A 19,148-nucleotide genomic window follows, 5' to 3' on the forward strand; every position below is an offset into this window, starting at 1 on the left:
CCATCACCATCTGGCTCAAAGACCTATTGGGAGACATGCCCTAGATGTAAGAGGGCATGTCCTTATTGGCTCGGGCCGGAGTGCGTGAGGCCGTCTGCTGAGTGCGCGACACCGCCTGGGGTGTCGCACCGGTGGCGAAGTTTCAGCACCACCGCAGCGGGAGTGAGCGGCAAAGCAGGAAGCGCCCCCCGGCGGTGCCGGGGGGCGCTTCCTCACGGTGACGCCGCCGTTCAGGCGGACGTCGAAGATCTCAAATGGAGATCAGTGCGTCATCAGGAGATGACGGTGATATTCGCGGCCTGGGGGCCCTTGGGGCCGTCCTGGGTCTCGAACTCCACGCGCTGGTTCTCCTCCAGGGAGCGGAAGCCGCCGGAGTTGATCGCGGAGAAGTGCGCGAACACGTCCTTGGAGCCGTCCTCGGGGGTGATGAAGCCGAAGCCCTTGTCGGCGTTGAACCACTTCACGGTGCCAGTAGTCATGAGTGACCTACCTTTCTGAAAAAACGGAGCGTCCCCGGCGATCGGGGTGCTCGGGCGTTGCGATGCCTGCCATGAACGTCTTCTCAGAACAACTGCTGCACCCGGTGGTCGGGCGAACTGCTTGAAATGCGAAAAACGAAACTTCAACAACTGGGTCCTACTGTACGCGGGTCGGCCCGGATGCGCAGTGACGGCAGACACCCCCAGTCGCGACCATGATGCGGGTGCCCCACCACGACGACATGCCTGTTCATACGCCCACTGAGGAACCCTTGGCGGCACCAGGGCTGGTCCATAGGATGCGAATTGACAACGATGTCGCATCGCAAGGGGCCACCATGCTTACCGAATCCGATTTCGCCTACGTCAGCGCAGCAGAACTCGCACGCCGGGTGCGTGAACAAGTGCTCACCTCTGTCGAGCTCATCGACATTTGCATCGACCGGATCGAGAAGCGCAACCCGAGCCTGAACGCCTTCGTATACAAGGGCTTCGACGATGCCCGGAAAGCCGCGAAGGATGCCGATGAGGTGGTGCGCTCCGGCGCCGAGCTGGGTGTCCTGCACGGGGTTCCGACCGCCATCAAGGACTTGTTCGACTTCAAGCCTGGATGGCCTGCCACCTTCGGTGGGGTGCGGGCACTGAAAGATTTCTCCCTGGACAGCTACTGCGTCTTCGCCGAACGGGTGGAGAAAGCCGGAGCGGTGATCGTGGGCAAGACGAACTCACCGGTCATGGGCTACCGCGGAGCCTGCGACAACCCCTTGTTCGGTGCCACCCGTAATCCGTTCGACACCTCCAGGAACACCGGCGGCTCCTCCGGTGGTAGCGCAGCAGCCGTGGCTGACGGACTGGTGCCGTTCGCGGAAGGCACGGACGGCGGAGGCTCCATCCGCATCCCGGCCGCCTGGTGCGGTCTCTACGGCTACAAGGCATCCTTCGGCCGCGTCCCCTCCGTAGTACGCCCCAACGCCTTCGGCAGCACGATGCCGTTCCTGTTCGAGGGCCCGCTCACCCGCACCGTCGAAGACGCCGCCCTGGTACTCAACGCAATCTCCGGACACGACCCCCGTGACCTCTTCAGTCTCGACGACGGCCCACACGACTTCACCACCGACGTGGGCCGGGACATCTCAGGCATGCGGATCGCCTACACCCCCGACTTCGGCATCTTCCCGGTCGATCGCCGCATCCGGGAGGTCGTCGACCGGGCGGTGCAGGTCTTCCGAGACGCCGGCGCCATCGTCGAAGAGGTCAACATCGACATCCCCTACGACCAGCGCCAGCTCAGCGACCTGTGGTGCCGACAGATCATGCTGGTCAACGTGGGCGCCTTCGAAAACTTCAAGAGCAACGGCCTGGACCTCCTGGCTGATCACCGCGAGGACTTCCCGGAGGGATACCTACGCTGGGCCGACCACGTCTACGGCATGTCGATGGCCGAGCTCAACGAGGACTACGTGATGCGCACCGCCGTCTGCGACGCCATCCAGGCCGTCTACACGGATTTCGATCTGCTGGTCAGCCCGACCCTCAGCGCGATGCCGGTTCTCAACGCGGACGAGCCCGGGGCCACCGTCGGCCCCTCCGAGGTGGAAGGCGTGGAGGTGGATCCGTACATCGGGTGGTGCCCGACCTACCTCACCAACTTCACCGGCCACCCGGCTGCTTCAATTCCTGCTGGACTGGTGGACGAGCTGCCGGTGGGCATGCAGATCCAGGGACGTCGGTACGCTGACGGTGACGTTCTGGCCGCCAGCGGCGCCTACGAGAAGCTGCGACCCTGGGCCGACACGTACGACCGCTGCCGGCAACGCAACCTGTAGCGCGGTAGGCCAACCCCGCAACACGGCCCGCCGCTAACGGGCCATATGTAAAGCGGTGGAGGCGCCCCGACTCCCTCACTCGACTCCGCACTTCCTGCGCGGGGCTTGGTATCGGTGTGGGGTGGCAGCGACAGGACAATCAGGGTGCTGCGCGGTCTTTTCCGACTCATGCGTGTGGTGGCCGATCGTGCGGATCGGTCATCGATGACGACGGTGATGACGTGTGGTCATCGGGTACGAGTGAGCGGGTCCATCCGGCGAACGTGGTCGTGCGCCAACTCTCGGGCCGATTGCAACCCCCTCTCCTCAGGATCGCGACTTCCTCGCGTTATGGGCAGCCGATGACGACACCTATACTTGCAAATGAAATGCAAGATTAAGAATGGATGAGTCACGTGACCAGTCGCCCACGGCTCCACGGCCGCGCGTCATGGCATCGCCGGAGTGCCGCACCGATCCGCATCTGGATGGGCGTGCTGCTGGTCGTCATCTTGGTCCATCGCTGGGTTCCTGACTTCCGCTGGGTGATGGTGCACCTGGTGACCCTGGGCTTGATCACCAATTCGATCATGGTGTGGTCCCAGCACTTCACCGAGTCGTTGCTGAAGAACCGGCTGCCCGATGGCGCCAGGAGACGGCAACTGGCCCGCATCCGCACGCTCAACGTCGGGATCGTGCTGCTGATCGCCGGGTTGCTGAGCACCTGGTACTGGCTGACCGTGCTGGCGGCGGTCCTGATCGGGGCCGCGCTGACCTGGCACGGCACTGCGCTGCTGGGGCAGCTGCGCACGGCGCTGCCGTCGCGATTCGCTGTGACCGTGAAGTATTACGTGGTGGCGGCGTTCCTGTTGCCCGTCGGGGCGGTGCTGGGGGCCGTGCTGGCCGCCGGGCTGTCCGCACCGTGGCATGCCCGGGTCCTGTTGGCGCACGAGGCGACCAATGTGCTGGGCTTCGTGGGGTTGACGGTCGCGGGCACGCTGCTGACGCTGTGGCCCACGATCTTGCGCACCCGCATGGTCGGTTTCTCCTCTCGGATCACCGCAGTCGCTCTGCCGGTGATGACCGGGGGGATCGTGACCACGGTCGGGGGATCCCTGCTCGGGACGGTGTGGGTGACGGTGGCCGGTCTGGCCGCCTACATCTGTGGGCTGGTGGCCGTGGCGGTGGTCATGGCCGGCACCGCTTGCCGTCGGCGGCCGGCCGACTATGCGGGCTTCTCCGTGGCTGCCGGGGTGATGTGGTGGTTGGCCACGACGGTGGTGATCACCTGGCTGGTGGCCGGGCACGGATTCGAGACCGCGGTGCTGCGGCAGCTGACCGTGCCGTTCGTGGCCGGTTTCCTGGCCCAAGTACTGCTGGGGGCCATGACTTATCTCCTGCCTGTCACGATGGGCGGCGGCCCGGCGACCGTGCGGGCCGCCAATCAGGTGATCAACCGGGCGGCCATGTTCCGTGTGGTGGTCATCAATCTGTGTGTGCTGCTGTTCAGTCTGCCCCCCGGTCTGTTGCCGTCCTGGGTACGAGCCGTGGTCTCGGTGCTGGGGGCCGCGGTGTTCTTCGCCTTTGTTCCTCTGATGGTCTCTGCGGCCAAGGTCTCGGTGGCCGGGCGGAAGGCCGCTGCGGCACCGCCGTCTCGAAACCGGGCCCGGGCGGACACGTCGGCACCGAGCCCGGCTGCCCCGGGCGGGGAGGTGCCGGCTTCCCGGCATGTCCGCGGGGCAGTGGCCGGGGTCCTCACCGTGGCCACCGCGGTGGTGGTGGGCATCGCGCTGAATCCGGCGGCGGCCGGCTTCGATCTTCGCGCTCAGGGCGCCGGCCCGGTGCAGGCCACCGGAAGGACCACCACCGTGGAGGTCAGCGCCGAGGAGGGCATGCGGTTCGAGCCGGCCTCGGTGGAGGTCCCGGTGGGTGACGAGCTGGTGATCGAGCTGACGAACAACGACCCCACGAACGTCCATGACCTCGTCCTGGCTTCCGGGGCCAGCAGCGGCCGGGTGGCCCTCGGGCAGACCGTGACCGTCGATGCCGGGGTGATCGGTGGGTCGGTGGAGGGTTGGTGCTCGATCGTCGGGCACAAGAGCATGGGCATGGGCTTCGACGTCATCGCGGTCGACGCAGACGGTACCGCCGTGGCTGCGGCACCGGCGGCAGCGCAGGAGGCGCCCGGGCACCCCGGCCTGCACGCGCCCGCCTCGGATCCAGCCGCGGATCCGGCCGCGGATCCAGACCCGGCCGTGGACTTCGGCGCCGCACCCGGGGATCAGTTCGACACCCGCTCCCCCGTGCTGGAACCGGTGGACGGTGAGCCGGAGAGCGGGCGCCGGGTGCACCGGGTGGAGCTCGAGGTCGAGGAGATACCGCAGGAGATCGCCCCGGGAATGCAGTTGCAGGGGTGGACCTACAACGGCCGGTACATGGGCCCGACCCTGCACGGGCGGGTGGGCGATGTCTTCGAGATCACCCTGGTCAATGACGGTTCGATGGGGCATTCGGTGGACTTCCACGCCGGTGCACTCGCCCCGGACGGGCCGATGCGCACCATCGCCCCGGGAGAGTCGCTGGTCTACCGGTTCGAGGCCGTTCGCTCAGGCATCTGGCTCTACCACTGCTCCACAGCTCCGATGAGCACGCATCTGGCGGCCGGGATGTTCGGGGCCGTGGTGATCGACCCGCCCGGTCTGCCGGGCGTGGACCGGGAGTTCCTGCTGGTGCAGAACGAGACCTATCTCTCCCCGGCCGGGGACACTGCCGATGGAGGGGCGAACGCGGTGGTGGCCCCGGAGCGGGTCGCGCAGGGCGTGCCGTCGCTGACGATGTTCAACGGGCACGCCACCCAGTACGTCCACGACCCGCTCACTGCGCGGACCGGTGAACGGGTGCGGATCTGGGTGTTGGCCGCCGGGCCGTCGAAGGGGATGAGTTTCCATGTGGTGGGTGGCCAGTTCGACACCGTCTACAAGGAGGGCGCCTATCTCCTGCCTCCGGGTGGCACCGGGCAGGGCGGGGCCCAGGTCCTGGACCTGGCACCGGCCCAGGGCGGGTTCGTGGAGCTGGAGTTCTCCGAGCCCGGGACCTACCCGTTCGTCAATCACTCCCTGGCCGAGGCCGAACGCGGGGCCAGAGGGCTGATCCGGGTTTCCCCGTGACACCTCCTCTGCGCGCCCGACGAAGCCCACTCGTACCTGCCTGTCAGGACGACAGTCAAAGGTTTGTGACGCTCCCGCCCGCCCGAAGGGCAGAGCGCGGTGGAGGCCGTGTGAGTGGCCGGGACCCACCGGTACGGCCACAACGAACCCGTCCATCGCTACCGAAAGGAATGATCATGGTGCAGAAGTCGTCGTTGACCGCCCTGGCCCGCCACCAGCTGGAGATCGCCCAGCAGGCCCCGAGTGGGCGCAGCGCTCACACAGTGTTCGGCGGCCATGAGCAGGTGATGCGCCAGACCGTCATCGCGCTGCGAGCCGGCTCCGGGTTGAACGAGCACAACAATCCCGGTGAGGCCACCGTGCACGTCCTCCACGGACGAGTGCTCCTGAGCGCCGGGGAGCTTCAGTGGAACGGATCCCCAGGGGATCTGCTCATCGTCCCGCAGGCCCGTCACGGGCTGGAAGCGGTGGAGGACTCCGTCGTGCTGTTGAGCGTGGCCAAACACCGCTGAATTCCCGATGCGCGGCCACGGCACCCGCTACCGCGCACAATGATCGCCCAACTTCCCGTTGAGCGACGATGCGGCACCCGCTTGGTGCTCGCACCGGGACCCGCTGGAGAACCCGATGCCAGCTCGGGCATGAACCGCCAGAATCCTGATCCTGCCGAACCCATCAGAGGAGCAAAATATGCTGTCAGACACCGCCTACCCCGTCGTGAAGGCCACCCTGCCCGTGGTCGGGGAGAACATCCAGGAGATTGCCCGGCGCTTCTACGCGCACATGTTCGGCGAGCACCCCGAGCTGCTGGACGGGCTGTTCAACCGCGGCAACCAGGCCGACGGCCGTCAGCAGCAGGCCCTGGCCGGGTCCGTGGCCGGCTACGCCGGATATCTGGTGAACCGGCCCACCGAGCTGCCCGACCATCTGCTCTCGCGCATCGCGCACAAGCACGTCTCCCTCGGGCTGCACCCGGACCAGTACCAGATCGTCCATGACCACCTCATGTGGGCCATCGTCGATGTCCTCGGCGAGGCCGTCACCGAGGAGGTCGCCGCGGCCTGGGACGAGGTGTACTGGCTGATGGCCAATGCGCTGATCACCCAGGAGCGTGGCCTCTACGAGGCCACCCGCCTGTCCCCGGACACCGTGTGGCGCACCTGGCGGGTGGCCGAGAAGATCCCGGAGACCGCCGACGTCACGACCTTCGTGGTGGAGCGCGTCGATGAGCGGGAGGTCAAGCCCTCACTGCCGGGCCAGTACGTCACGTGCAAGATGCCGATGCCCGACGGGGTGCACCAACCGCGCCAGTACAGCCTCACGAAGGCCGACGACGGGCGGCACCGGGTGTTCGCCGTCAAGCGCGTCCACGGCAATGGCACCCCGGCCGGAGAGATGTCGACCCTGTTGCACGATCAGGTGCAGGTCGGCGACGAGATCACCCTCTCGGCGCCCTTCGGGGACGTGGTCCTGGAGTACACCGACCGGCCGGTCGTGCTGGTCAGCGCCGGGATCGGCATCACCCCGATGGCCGGGATGCTCTCCCACCTGGTGGCGGACGCAGCTCAGCGCAAGGTGGTGCTGCTGCACGCTGATGCCTCCCCTGAGGCCTTCGCGCTGCGCACCCAGGTCACCACCGACCTCGAAAAACTGATGGACGGGTCCCTGGCCGTGTGGTTCGAACACCCCTCCCCCACCCCGGGGACGAACGAACACGCCGGGCTGATGGATCTGCGGTCGGTGGAGCTGCCCGCCCAGGCCCAGTACTACCTGTGCGGGCCCCTGCCGTTCATGCAGGCGGTGCGCAGCGACCTCATCGCCCACGCAGTGCCGGCCAAGGACATCCAGTACGAGGTGTTCGGCCCCGACCTGTGGCTCGCCGATTTCGAGTAGGAACGCAAGTTCTGAGGAGGATGTCATGACCGAGGAGTACGAGGAAAGAATCGAAACGCTGTCGGCCAGTGCTTGCTGGACGCTGTTGCGGGCGACCGGCATCGGCCGTCTGGCGGTCTGGGTGGAGGACCACCCGGAGATCTTCCCGATCAACTACGTGGTGGATCACAGCAGCTTGGTGTTCCGCACCACGGAAGGCACCAAGCTCTCGGCGGCTCTCTCAGGTGTGCCCGTGGCCCTGGAGATCGACGGGTACGAAGCGTCGGTCAACCGGGCGTGGAGCGTGGTGGTCAAGGGACGGTCCGAGCAGATCCGCGGTATCGAGGAACTGACCGACACGCTGAGCCTGCCGCTGCTGCCCTGGCAGAGTGGACCGAAGGGACGGTTCGTGCGCATCGGCCCCACCACCGTGTCGGGACGCCGGTTCCAGGTGGCCGACCCGAAGGCGTGGCGCACCGGTCTGTCGGAGGCACCGCGTTCACCCGTGGACTGACCCACCGCAACGCCGACCGTCTGGGTCGGTTCTTCAGTCCAGCCCTGTGGCCTCGCCCGTGCGAGGCCACAGGGCTCGACGACGAGCACCGGTGACACTGGGCGATGCGCCGGGGCCGGCAGTGCTGCCGGTGTCAGCAGTCCGCTCTGACTCCGCCCTGCTCGGTCCTGCTGGCTCCACCCACCGTCCCCGTGGCGAGGCCATGCGAGCCCCGGAACAGGGACGGGGCCGCGGTGGTGGCGGGCGCGTTCATCCACGGCATCACCAGGCACCTCGACACCGCAGCTGGGGTTGTGCCAGGAGCCGGGGCAGGATCAGGTGTCTTGTGGATCCGCAGCAGGTACCGGTACGACCGCGATGACGTCCTGAATGGTGTGGGCGGCGCCGTGATCCGGTGCCTGCCGGGTGCGTAGTGCCGCGAGGTATCCGGCGACATAGGCCGTGACCGGCACGGCGGGGCGAGCCACCCCGGTGGAGACTACCCCGGCCAGAGCCAGCAGGTCGTCCAGAGGCACGTCCATGGCGTCCAGCTCGAACTCGGTCTTGAGCTGGGCGATCCATTCGGAGAGCAGGCGTCGTTCCTCAGACGTCATCTTCTTCGCCATGCCGCGTTCCTTTCCTCGGGGTCTTCTGTCAGCTGAGCCGGAACTTGTGCACGTCGTCCCAAGTGTCCACGTCCGCGGTGGCGTCCTCGGCCACAGTGACCTCCTGCAGGAGAAGGTCGTGGGTGAAGGAGCGTACCGAGCGGTTGGTGGGGTCCTGGTCCGCGTAGGCCGCGCGCAGCGCCTCGGTGCGGTACAGGGCGGCCAGCGGCTGGCGGCGACCGTCGGGGGTGACGCCGATGTGTCCGTCCGTTTCGGGCGCGGCCCCGGCGGACCCCAGCAGCAGGGGTACGGCGCGGGCCACTTCGGGCATGTCGCAGGCCAGGGTCATGGTCCAGTCCGCCAACGGCAGCGCCTCGAGGGCGGCCAGCCCGGCCGCGATGCCCGCAGCCGGCCCGGAGAACGGCGGATCCTCCCGGGTGCGCAGAACGCCCGCGGGGACGGCCAGCTCCGCGGGTCCGACCACAACGACCCCGGCAGCCCCTTGGACCGCTTCCACCGTGAGTTCCACGAGGGTGCGCCCGTTTCGCCGCAGGCTCGCCTTGGGTGTGCCGCCCAGCCGGGAGGATCGGCCCCCGGCCAGGACCACAACATGGAAGAGCAGAGCGCCGGACGGAGTGTTCATCCGCCGGAAAAGGGCGGCAGGACGTCGAGCACGGCCCCGTCCGGGATCTCGGCCGCCGCATCTGGGCAGGCCACCCCGTCGAGCAGGAAGCTGGCACGGGACAGCACCTGGCCCAGCAGCGGTTGTCCAGGCACCGGTTGCTGGTGGCGTTGCGCGAGCAGTACCTCCACATCAGCGCGGGTACGGGGCGCGCCGTCTCCGGTGGGCAGCTCAAGGGTCTCGGCCTCGGTCCCGGCGGCTGCGCGTGCAGCCGCGAAGTACCGTACCCGCATGGTCGTACTGGTCGCGGAGGTCAGGGTACGGGGGTTGCTCTCTGTGGTGTTCTGGGTCATCGTTCCTGTTCCGGTCGGTGTGGTGGGGCGGCCACGGGTTCAGCCCCCGATCGCGCTCATCGGCCGCTCCGGCTGGACGTAGTCGGGTGAGTCCAGGCCCGTGTGGTCCATGCCGTGGGCGGCCGGCTTGGCCCACATCGCCGCCCGCCACCGCTCGGCGAGCTCGGCGTCGGTCGCACCGGCGCGCAGCAGCGGCAGCAGCTCGACCTCCTCGTGGGAGAACAGGCAGGACCGGACCCTGCCCTCGGCGGTGATCCGGGTCCGCTTGCAGTCGGCGCAGAAGGGCTCCGTCACCGAGGCGATGACACCCACGGTCCCCAGCGGCGCCTCCCCGGCCCCGGGAACCTCCTCGGGGGCCCCGGCGGGGGTGGTGGGGTGGACGTCCCAGAGCTCGGCCGGGGCGCCGTCGCGGGCGCCGGGGTGCGGGGTGAGCCGGAACCGGGTGCTGAGCCGGTGGCGGATCTGCGCGGCGGTGACCATCTCCGCCCGGGTCCAGCCGTGGTCGGCGTCCAGCGGCATCTGCTCGATGAACCGTAGGGCGAAACCGCGCTCCAGGGCCCAGGCGAGCAGCTCGGGGGCCTCGTGGTCGTTGACCCCGCGCATTAGCACCGCGTTGATCTTCACCGGGGCCAGCCCGGCGGCGGCCGCGGCCTCGGCCCCGGCCAGCACCTGCGCCAGGCGGTCCCGGCGGGCCAGGGCCCGGTAGGTCGCCGCGTCCAGGGTGTCCAAGGAGATGTTGATCCGGCTCAGCCCGGCCGCGGCCAGGGCCTGGGCCCGGGTAGCGAGGCCGATGCCGTTGGTGGTGAGCGAGACCGGCAGCTGCGGGTGGGCAGTGCGCACCCCGGCCACGATCTCCTCCAGGTCGGCCCGCACCAGGGGTTCCCCGCCGGTCAGGCGCAGCTCGGTGATCCCCAGCTGCCGGACCCCGACGTCGACGATGCGGGTGATCTCACCGGCGCTCATCAGCCGGGCGGCGGGCAGCCAGGGCAGGCCCTTGGCGGGCATGCAGTAGGTGCAGCGCAGATTGCACTTGTCGATGACCGACAGCCGCAGGTCGGTGGCCCGGCGGCCGTGCCGGTCGGCGAGCCCCGCCTCCCGGGGCGCGCCGCTGGGGCCCGGACCGGCACCGCGGATCTGCGGAAGTCCCAGGGAAACGCCCATGTCACCGCCTCCAACATATCGATCAGCGCAATAGCACAGACATCACTTGCGTTATTTGACCCACCTTATGGGGTCACCTTGCTGGTCCCCAAAAGTTACTGATCGTTCCTTGGGTTGCGCACAACACCGTGCGTCCCGGGCATTAGGGACACGATTAGGGCAGGCCGATATGACGAAATCCCAGTGATTCGAATCGAACGATTTTCGAAGCTCTCGGCTAGGGGAGCCAACCGCCCTAGATCCCCGACATGCCGCCTCAGGGAGCGCAATGGGCTCGCCTTCTGAAACAAAGTTCTCTTTCTGAAACATATGACACGTCAGCATTTACCACGGAATGCATTATGGCCAGAACAAGTCGTGGCGCGACGATCAGTAACGCGTAAGAATGGCATTCTTGCCGGCGCATTACTAGGTTTCTTTCCATGACGACCGAATCCGTCCCGCCGCGCACCGATGGTCCTGCCTCCGACGCCCTGCTCAAGCTCGGGAAGTTCTTCACCCGCTGGGAGGAGTCACCGGACGGCCGCGCGGTCTTCCGCGAGGGTGGGCGGGCCGGGGACGCGTTCTACCGGAACCGGTGGAGCCACGACAAGGTGGTCCGCTCCACGCACGGGGTGAACTGCACAGGCTCCTGCTCCTGGAAGATCTATGTCAAGGATGGGATCATCACCTGGGAGGCCCAAGAGACCGACTACCCCTCCGTGGGCCCGGACCGCCCGGAGTACGAACCACGCGGCTGCCCCCGCGGGGCCGCCTTCTCCTGGTACACCTACTCCCCCACCCGCGTGCGCTATCCGTACGTGCGCGGGGTGCTGCTGGAGATGTACCGGGCCGCCAAGGCAGAGGTCGGCGGGGACCCCGTCCTGGCCTGGCAGGCCGTGGTCGGGGACCCGGAGAAGCGCCGGGCGTTCCAGCAGGCCCGGGGCAAGGGCGGGCTGGTGCGCTCCAGCTGGCAGGAGGCCCTCGAGATGACCGCGGCCGCCCACGTGCACACGATCAAGACCTACGGCCCGGACCGGGTCACCGGGTTCTCCCCGATCCCGGCGATGTCCATGGTTTCCCACGCGGCCGGCGCCCGGTTCTTCAACCTCATCGGCGGGGTGATGAACAGTTTCTACGACTGGTACGCGGACCTGCCGGTGGCCAGCCCCCAGGTCTTCGGGGACCAGACGGACGTGCCCGAGTCGGGCGACTGGTGGGATGCGACCTATCTGATGATGTGGGGCTCCAACATCCCGGTCACCCGCACCCCGGACGCGCACTGGATGGTCGAGGCCCGCTACCGCGGCACCAAGGTCGTCTCGGTGAGTCCCGACTACTCCGACAACACGAAGTTCGCCGACGAGTGGCTGCCCGCCCAGGCCGGCACCGACGCCGCCCTGGCCATGGCCATGGGGCATGTGATCCTGAAGGAGAACTTCGTGGACCGGCGGGTCCCGTTCTTCGAGGACTACGTGGTGCAGTACACCGACCTGCCCTTCCTCGTCACCCTCGAGCAGCGCCCAGACGGCACCGTGGTGCCCGGCAAGTTCCTCACTGCCCAGGACCTGGGGCAGACAGAGGCCGCGGACGCGGCGTTCAAGACCGTGCTCCTGGACCGGGACGCGGGCACTCCGGTGGTGCCCCAGGGGTCGACGGGCTTCCGCTACAACGAGGCCGACGAGGGGAAGTGGAACCTGGACCTGCAGGGGGTGCGCCCGGCCCTGTCCGTCGCCGACTCGGCGTCCTACGAGCAGGCCACTAGCGTGATCGATCTGCCCGCGTTCACCGATGCCACGGGCGAGGGCTCGGTGGTCCACCGCGGGGTGCCGGTCACCGAAGTGGCCGGACGCACGGTGACCACGGTCTTCGACCTCATGCTCGCCCAGTATGGGGTGGGCCGGGCCGGGCTACCCGGCCAGTGGGCGTCCGGGTACGACGACGTGGAGACCCCCTACACCCCCGCGTGGCAGGAGGAGATCACCTCGGTCCCGGCGGCGGCGGTGGCCCGCATCGCCCGGGAGTTCGCCACCAACGCGGAGAAGTCCGGCGGCCGGTCGATGATCATTCTCGGGGCCGGCATCTGCCAGTGGTACCACGGGGACGTCACCTACCGGGCGATCTTGGCGATGCTGATGCTGTGCGGGTGTCAGGGCCGCAACGGCGGCGGGTGGGCGCACTACGTGGGCCAGGAGAAGACCCGACCGATCACCGGCCAGGCCACGATGGCCGCGGCTACCGACTGGACCCGCCCGCCGCGGTTCATGATCGGCACCGCGTTCTGGTACATGCACACCGACCAGTTCCGCTCCGACGGGTACTCCTCCGACTCCCTCCAGTCCCCCCTCGCCGAGGGGCACCTGAAGGGCATGCACACCGCCGACGTGGTCGCCAAGTCCACCCGCATGGGGTGGATGCCGTTCTTCCCGCAGTTCGACCAGAACTCCCTGGACGTGGCCGACGCCGCTTCCGAGGGTGTGGCCCGCGGGGAAGCACCTGATGAGGCCCGGTGGGTCGCGGATCGACTCAAGGCGCAGGACATGCGTTTCGCCGTCGAGGACGTCGACGCTCCGCAGAACTGGCCGCGCACCCTGATGCTGTGGCGTTCCAACCTGCTGGGCTCCTCCGCTAAGGGTGAGGAGTACTTCCTCAAGCACCTGCTGGGCACCCACCACAACGTCCTGGGCTCCGACCACTCCACCTCCCGCCCGAAGGACGTGACCTGGCACGAGCAGGCCCCGGAGGGCAAGCTCGACCTGCTCGTATCGGCCGACTTCCGGATGACCAGCTCCACCCTGCTCTCCGACGTCGTGTTCCCCGCCGCGACCTGGTACGAGAAGCACGACCTGTCCTCCACCGACATGCACCCCTACGTGCACGCCTTCACCCCGGCGATCAACCCGCCGTGGGAAGCGAAGACGGACTACGACCTGTTCCGGCTGCTGGCCGAGGAGTTCTCCCGGCAGGCGAAGGTGCACCTCGGGGTGCGCAAGGACATGGTGGCCACCGCGCTCACCCACGACACCCCGGGCGAGCTCGCCCAACCCGGGGGCCACGCCCCGGATTGGAAGGGCACCGACGTCCCGGCGGTACCGGGCAAGAACCTGCCGAACCTCCAGGTGGTGGAGCGCGACTACACCGCGGTCGGGGAGAAGTTCTCCGCGGTCGGGCCACTGGCTGAGAAGCTGGGCCTCACCACGAAGTACATCACCTACGACGTCTCCCACCAGGTGGACCAGCTGGCCCGCCTGCACGGGGTGTTCGACTCCGGGGCCGCGGCGGGCCGACCGGTGATCAACACCGACGCGCGGATGGCCGAGGCCATCCTCCTCTTCTCCGGCACCACCAACGGGGAGCTGGCCGTGCAGGGCTTCGAGACCCTCGAGAAGCGCACCGGGGTGGAGCTCGCAGACCTCGCCCGCGGCTCCGAGGAGAAGCGCATCACCTTCGCCGACACCCAGGCCGGCCCGGTCCCGGTGATCACCTCCCCGGAGTGGTCCGGCTCGGAGACCGGCGGGCGGCGCTACGCCCCGTTCACCATCAACATCGAACGCCTCAAGCCCTTCCACACCCTCACCGGACGGATGCACTTCTTCCTGGACCACGACTGGCTCAAGGACATGGGTGAGTCCCTGCCGATCTACCGCCCGCCCCTGGACATGCACCGCCTGTTCGGGGAACCCAAGCTCGGGCAGCGCGGGGAGCTGTCGATCGCCGTGCGGTATCTGACCCCGCACAACAAGTGGTCGATCCACTCGGAGTACCAGGACAACCTGTTCATGCTCTCCCTGGCCCGCGGGGGCACCACGGTGTGGATGAGCCCCCAGGACGCCGCACTCATCGAGGTCGCCGACAACGACTGGGTCGAGTGCCTCAACACCAACGGCGTCTACATCGGCCGGGCCATCGTCTCCCACCGGATGCCGGCCGGGGTGGTCTACGTCCACCACGCCCAGGAGCGCCTGATCGACGTCCCGAAGTCCGAGGCGACCGGGCGCCGCGGCGGGATCCACAACTCGGTCACCCGCATCCTCGTCAAACCCACCCACATGATCGGCGGCTACGCGCANNCCAGTACTGATGCGAGTCATGGCCCAGGTCGCCATGGTGATGGCCCTCGACAAGTGCATCGGGTGCCACACCTGTTCGGTGACGTGCAAGCAGGCGTGGACGAACCGCGCCGGCACGGAGTACGTGTGGTTCAACAACGTGGAGACCCGTCCCGGGCAGGGCTATCCCCGCCGGTACGAGGACCAGGAGAAGTGGAAGGGCGGCTGGGAGCTCAACCGCCGCGGCAACCTCAAGCTCAAATCCGGCGGGCGCTGGGCGAAGCTCGCCGGCTTGTTCGCCAGCCCCGTCCAGCCCGAGCTCAACGACTACTACGAGCCGTGGACCTACGACTACGAGACCCTCACCAACGCCCCCGCCGGCACCGACTTCCCCGTCGCCCGACCGAAGTCCCTGATCACCGGCGAGGACATGAAGATCTCCTGGTCGGCCAACTGGGACGACAACCTCGGCGGCGCCCCGGAGATGGGCCACCTGGACCCGATCGTGGAGAAGGTCCGGAAGGAGTCGGAGGAGAAGATCAAGTTCGAGTTCGAGCAGACCTTCGCCTTCTACCTCCCCCGGATCTGCGAGCACTGCCTGAACCCCTCCTGCATGGCCTCCTGCCCCTCGGGGGCGATCTACAAGCGCACCGAGGACGGCATCGTACTGGTCGACCAGGACAAGTGCCGCGGCTGGCGCCAGTGCGTCACCGGCTGCCCGTACAAGAAGATGTACTACAACCACAAGTCCGGCAAGGCCGAGAAGTGCACCTTCTGCTACCCCCGCATCGAGGTCGGGATCCCCACGGTGTGCGCCGAGACCTGCGTGGGCCGGCTACGCTACATCGGCATCTTCCTCTACGACGCCGACCGGGTCACCGAAGCCGCCGCGACCCCGGACGAACAAGACCTCTACGAGGCGCAACTGGACCTGATGCTCGACCCGCACGACCCGACAGTGATCGCCGCCGCCCGGGCCGAGGGCATCCCCGAGGACTGGCTGGACGCGGCGCGGAAGTCCCCGGTCTACACCCTGGCCAAAGAGCTGCGGGTGGCCCTGCCCCTGCACCCCGAGTACCGCACGATGCCCATGGTCTGGTACGTCCCGCCACTGTCGCCGGTCGTGGACCTGCTCAAGGACCAGGGCCACGACGGCGAGGACGCCGCTAACCTCTTCGGGGCGATCGACTCCCTGCGCATCCCGGTCGAGTACCTGGCCGAGCTGTTCACCGCCGGGGACACCGAGAAGATCCGGGAGGTGCTCAACAAACTGGCAGCCATGCGCTCCTACATGCGCGACATCGCCCTGGGCGAGGAGGCGGACGAGGCGATCGCCGAAGCCGTCGGGATGACCGGGACCGAGATCCAGAAAATGTACCGGCTCATGGCGATCGCCAAGTACGAGGAACGCTACGTCATCCCCTCCGCGCACCTGGAGGACGCGCACAACCTCGAGGAGATCGGCTGCTCCCTCGACGTGGACGGTGGGCCCGGCATGGGCCAGACCGGGGTGTTCGGCGAAGCCTCCGGAACGCCGATGCCGGTCGCGGCCGAGAACTTCGCGGCCCTGCAGGCACGGCAGCGCGGGACCGACCCCACCGGAAACGAGGAACTGGGAGGGCGGGTCAACCTGCTCAACTGGGACGGGCGGGGCAAGCCCCAGGGCCTGTTCCCGCCCCAGGACGGGAACGGGGCGCGCTGATGGGGCTGCTGGAGAAGCTGCTCGGCAAGGCCGGGCCGGGCACCCTCGACCCGGGCGCCTACGCCGACCCGGACCCCCGGCGCAGCGCGGTGACCCGGCAGGCCGCCGCAGTGCTGCTGGGCTACCCGGACCCGGCGATGCTCGAGGTGCTCCCGCTGCTGCACGGGGCGCTCACAGAGGTAGAGGCCCCCGTGGAGGAGGTCGAGGAGCTGTTCGAGTGGTTCACGGCTCGCCCCTTGGATGAGGTGCAGGCCGACTACGTCCAGGAGTTTGACCTGTCCCGGCGGCACAGCCTGCACCTGACCTACTGGACCGACGGGGACACCCGACGCCGTGGGGAGGCACTGGCGGCCTTCAAAGAGATCTACCGCTCCCACGGGGCGCAGCTGGACGAGTCCGAGCTGCCGGACTACCTGCCACTGGTGCTGGAGTTCACCGCGAAGGTCTCCCCCGAGGACGGCTACGAACTGTTGCAGCGCTACCGCCCGTCCCTGGAGCTGCTGCGGCTGTCCCTGCGCGACGACGGCCTGCCGCACCGCGGCGCCCTCGCCCTGGTGTGCTCCACCCTGCCCGGGGTCTCCCCGGAGGACCGCGACGCGGTGATGCGGATGGCCGGCTACGGCCCGCCCACCGAATCCGTGGGCCTGGACCCCTACGACCCCCGGCTGCTGCCCGTCACCGAAAGGAACAGCCCATGATCCCCACCGCTCCGCCTCTCGAGACCGTCGAGATCTGGGTGGGGGACGTCCTGTTGTGGGGTGCCCTGCCCTACGTCGTGCTGGCGCTGATCATCGGCGGCTCGATCTGGCGCTACAAGTACGACCAGTTCGGTTGGACCACCCGCTCCTCCCAGCTCTACGAGTCCCGCATCCTGCGCATCGCCTCCCCGCTGTTCCACTTCGGCATCCTCGCAGTGCTGGCCGGGCACGTCATGGGGCTGGTGATCCCCCGCACCTGGACCGACGCCGTCGGGATCAACGAGCACCTGTACCACATCATGGCCCTGGGCATCGGCACGATCGCCGGGGTGGGCACCCTGGTCGGGATCGTGCTGCTCATCTGGCGCCGGCGCACCACCGGGCCGGTGTTCATGGCCACCACCAAGAACGACAAGCTCATGTACATCATGCTCGTCGGCGCGCTGCTCACGGGCCTGGGCACCACGGTGCTGTCCCTGTTCGACACCACCGTGGTCGACTACCGCCAGACCGTCTCCCCGTGGTTCCGCTCCATCTGGATCTTCCAACCCGACGTCGCCGCCATGGCCGCGGCCGGCCCCGGCTTCAAGGTGCACGCCCTGTGGGCGATGGCGCTCTTCGCGCTGTGGCCCTTCACCCGCCTGGTGCACGCCTTCACCGCACCGGTGCACTACCTGTTCCGCCCCTACATCGTCTACCGCTCCCGTGACCGCGCCTCCGGAACGAACCTGGCCCCGGTGCGCCGGGGTTGGGAGCCCGTGGGCACCCGGGACCGGGCCCGTGGCACCACGAAAGCACCCACGGGCCGCAACCGCGCCGGTCGCCACTGACGTCTCGCCCTGCCCACCGAACGCACGAGGACAGCCATGTCATCCACCTCCCCCGCGACCTCTTCCGGCACCACTGCCCCTGACCTCAAGGCCGGGCAGCTGCGCAACCTGCTCCTGGCCACCCTGGCGTCCGCAGTCGGCTTCTGGGCCTGGACGATCGTGGGGCCGCTGGCCAAGCGCTATGCCCAGCAGATGGACCTCGACGCCACCCAGACCTCGGTGCTGGTGGCCATGCCGATCCTCGTCGGCGCCGTCTGCCGGGTGCCCGTTGGCGCGTTGACCGACCGCTACGGCGGGCGGGTGATGTTCACCGTCATCCTGGGCATCACCGCTCCCCTGGTGCTCGTCACCGGGCTCGTCGGGCAGCTGGGCAGCTTCGGACTGCTCGTGGCCGTGGCGTTCTTCCTCGGCATCGCCGGTACCGTCTTCGCCGTGGGCGTCCCGTTCTGCTCGGGGTGGTACGAATCCCACCGCAAGGGCTTCGCCACCGGGGTCTTCGGCGCCGGTATGGTCGGCACCGCCGTCTCCGCGTTCCTCACCCCCCGCCTGGTGACCGGGATCGGATACCTGGGCGCCCACGTCCTGATCGCGGTGATCGTGGGAGTCATGGCTGTGCTGTGCTGGGCGCTGCTACGGGACTCTCCCGTGCACGGGGCCAAGGCCCCCGAGCCGGTCCTACCGAAGATCAAACACGCGTTCACGCTGAAAGTCACCTGGCAACTGTGCTTCCTCTACGGGGTCGTCTTCGGGGCGTTCGTCGCGTTCTCCAACTACCTGCCGACCTACCTCGACAACGTCTACGACTTCGACGCCACCGCCGCCGGCACCCGCACCGCCGGCTTCGCCCTGGCCGCCGTCATCGCCCGACCCATCGGCGGGATCCTGGCCGACAAGATCGGGCCGAAGACGGTGACCCTGACCGCTCTGTCCGGCACCGCCGTGCTCGCCATGGTCGTAGCCTTCCAACCCGGTCAGGAACGCGTCTACGGCCCCACCTTCCTGCTCATGGCACTCTTCCTCGGCCTGGGCACCGGCGGTGTCTTCGGCTGGGTCGGCCGAGCCGCCCCGGCCAAGGACGTCGGCACCATCGGCGGCATCATCGCCGCCGCCGGCGGCCTGGGCGGATACTTCCCGCCGCTGGTCATGGGCGCCACCTACAACGCCGAGCACAACAGCTACTTCGTGGGCCTGACCCTGCTGGCCGGCTTCGCGATCCTGTCCCTGCTGCTCGCCCTCACCGTACGCAACGGCGGGAAAGTCGACGAACGAACCCACCCCTGAACACCACCACCAACTGCCCCCACCGCCGGCGCGGAGGTCCCCGCGCACCGCG

General features: G+C 68.3%; 14 protein-coding genes and 1 pseudogene. 10 read left to right on the forward strand and 5 right to left on the reverse strand.

The window, feature by feature from the left end:
- Positions 1-272: 272 nt before the first annotated feature.
- The gene (cspE, locus tag AVL61_RS08875) at positions 273-479 is read right to left on the reverse strand and encodes a transcription antiterminator/RNA stability regulator CspE (protein WP_058874000.1); all 207 of its coding nucleotides are present in this window, start codon (positions 477-479) and stop codon (positions 273-275) included.
- Positions 480-817: 338 nt separating this feature from the next.
- Between cspE and AVL61_RS08880 the strand changes: the two genes are divergently transcribed.
- From AVL61_RS08880 to AVL61_RS08900, 5 genes are all read left to right on the forward strand, one after another.
- Positions 818-2,305, forward strand: coding sequence for an amidase (locus AVL61_RS08880; protein ID WP_058874018.1), 1,488 nt, complete (start codon positions 818-820; stop codon positions 2,303-2,305).
- Between the two features lie 386 nt (positions 2,306-2,691).
- On the forward strand, positions 2,692-5,451 hold the full coding sequence (locus tag AVL61_RS08885; protein WP_058874001.1) for a multicopper oxidase domain-containing protein: 2,760 nt from the start codon (positions 2,692-2,694) through the stop codon (positions 5,449-5,451).
- A 179-nt stretch (positions 5,452-5,630) separates the two neighbouring features.
- Positions 5,631-5,963, forward strand: a complete 333-nt coding sequence (locus AVL61_RS08890) for a cupin domain-containing protein (RefSeq protein WP_058874019.1) — start codon at positions 5,631-5,633, stop codon at positions 5,961-5,963.
- A 178-nt stretch (positions 5,964-6,141) separates the two neighbouring features.
- The gene (locus tag AVL61_RS08895) at positions 6,142-7,344 is read left to right on the forward strand and encodes a globin domain-containing protein (RefSeq protein ID WP_058874002.1); all 1,203 of its coding nucleotides are present in this window, start codon (positions 6,142-6,144) and stop codon (positions 7,342-7,344) included.
- A 25-nt stretch (positions 7,345-7,369) separates the two neighbouring features.
- On the forward strand, positions 7,370-7,837 hold the full coding sequence (locus AVL61_RS08900) for a pyridoxamine 5'-phosphate oxidase family protein (RefSeq protein WP_058874003.1): 468 nt from the start codon (positions 7,370-7,372) through the stop codon (positions 7,835-7,837).
- A 314-nt stretch (positions 7,838-8,151) separates the two neighbouring features.
- Here AVL61_RS08900 and AVL61_RS08905 read toward each other — a convergent pair whose 3' ends face one another.
- From AVL61_RS08905 to moaA, 4 genes are read right to left on the reverse strand one after another with little or no spacing between them, the layout of a single operon-like run.
- On the reverse strand, positions 8,152-8,442 hold the full coding sequence (locus AVL61_RS08905; protein WP_058874004.1) for a DUF6457 domain-containing protein: 291 nt from the start codon (positions 8,440-8,442) through the stop codon (positions 8,152-8,154).
- Between the two features lie 28 nt (positions 8,443-8,470).
- A complete protein-coding gene (mobA, locus tag AVL61_RS08910) occupies positions 8,471-9,064 on the reverse strand; it encodes a molybdenum cofactor guanylyltransferase (RefSeq protein WP_058874005.1) in 594 nt (197 codons plus the stop codon).
- Positions 9,061-9,396 (reverse strand): MoaD/ThiS family protein, encoded by a 336-nt coding sequence (locus tag AVL61_RS08915; RefSeq protein WP_017834538.1) that lies wholly within the window; start codon positions 9,394-9,396, stop codon positions 9,061-9,063. The genes mobA and AVL61_RS08915 overlap by 4 nt, the downstream gene beginning before the upstream one ends.
- A 39-nt stretch (positions 9,397-9,435) precedes the next feature.
- Positions 9,436-10,557: a GTP 3',8-cyclase MoaA gene (gene moaA, locus AVL61_RS08920; RefSeq protein WP_058874006.1), complete on the reverse strand. Its 1,122-nt coding sequence runs from the start codon at positions 10,555-10,557 to the stop codon at positions 9,436-9,438.
- A gap of 422 nt (positions 10,558-10,979) precedes the next feature.
- Between moaA and AVL61_RS17390 the strand changes: the two are divergent.
- The 5 genes and pseudogenes from AVL61_RS17390 to AVL61_RS08955 all read left to right on the forward strand — a co-directional run.
- Positions 10,980-14,603: pseudogene (locus tag AVL61_RS17390) on the forward strand (nitrate reductase subunit alpha); the annotation flags it as partial.
- Positions 14,604-14,616: 13 nt separating this feature from the next.
- Positions 14,617-16,287 (forward strand): nitrate reductase subunit beta, encoded by a 1,671-nt coding sequence (narH, locus tag AVL61_RS08940; protein ID WP_058874010.1) that lies wholly within the window; start codon positions 14,617-14,619, stop codon positions 16,285-16,287.
- Entirely contained in the window at positions 16,287-16,985 is a 699-nt protein-coding gene (gene narJ / locus AVL61_RS08945; protein ID WP_017834488.1) for a nitrate reductase molybdenum cofactor assembly chaperone, read from the forward strand. Before narH ends, narJ begins: the two co-directional genes overlap by 1 nt.
- Positions 16,982-17,815, forward strand: a complete 834-nt coding sequence (gene narI / locus AVL61_RS08950; RefSeq protein ID WP_058874011.1) for a respiratory nitrate reductase subunit gamma — start codon at positions 16,982-16,984, stop codon at positions 17,813-17,815. The genes narJ and narI overlap by 4 nt, the downstream gene beginning before the upstream one ends.
- A 36-nt stretch (positions 17,816-17,851) precedes the next feature.
- Positions 17,852-19,096, forward strand: a complete 1,245-nt coding sequence (locus AVL61_RS08955) for an MFS transporter (protein ID WP_058874012.1) — start codon at positions 17,852-17,854, stop codon at positions 19,094-19,096.
- The last annotated feature ends 52 nt before the right edge of the window (positions 19,097-19,148 follow it).

The organism is Kocuria rosea subsp. polaris, from assembly GCF_001483755.1.
GTDB classification, from domain to species: Bacteria; Actinomycetota; Actinomycetes; order Actinomycetales; family Micrococcaceae; genus Kocuria; species Kocuria cellulosilytica.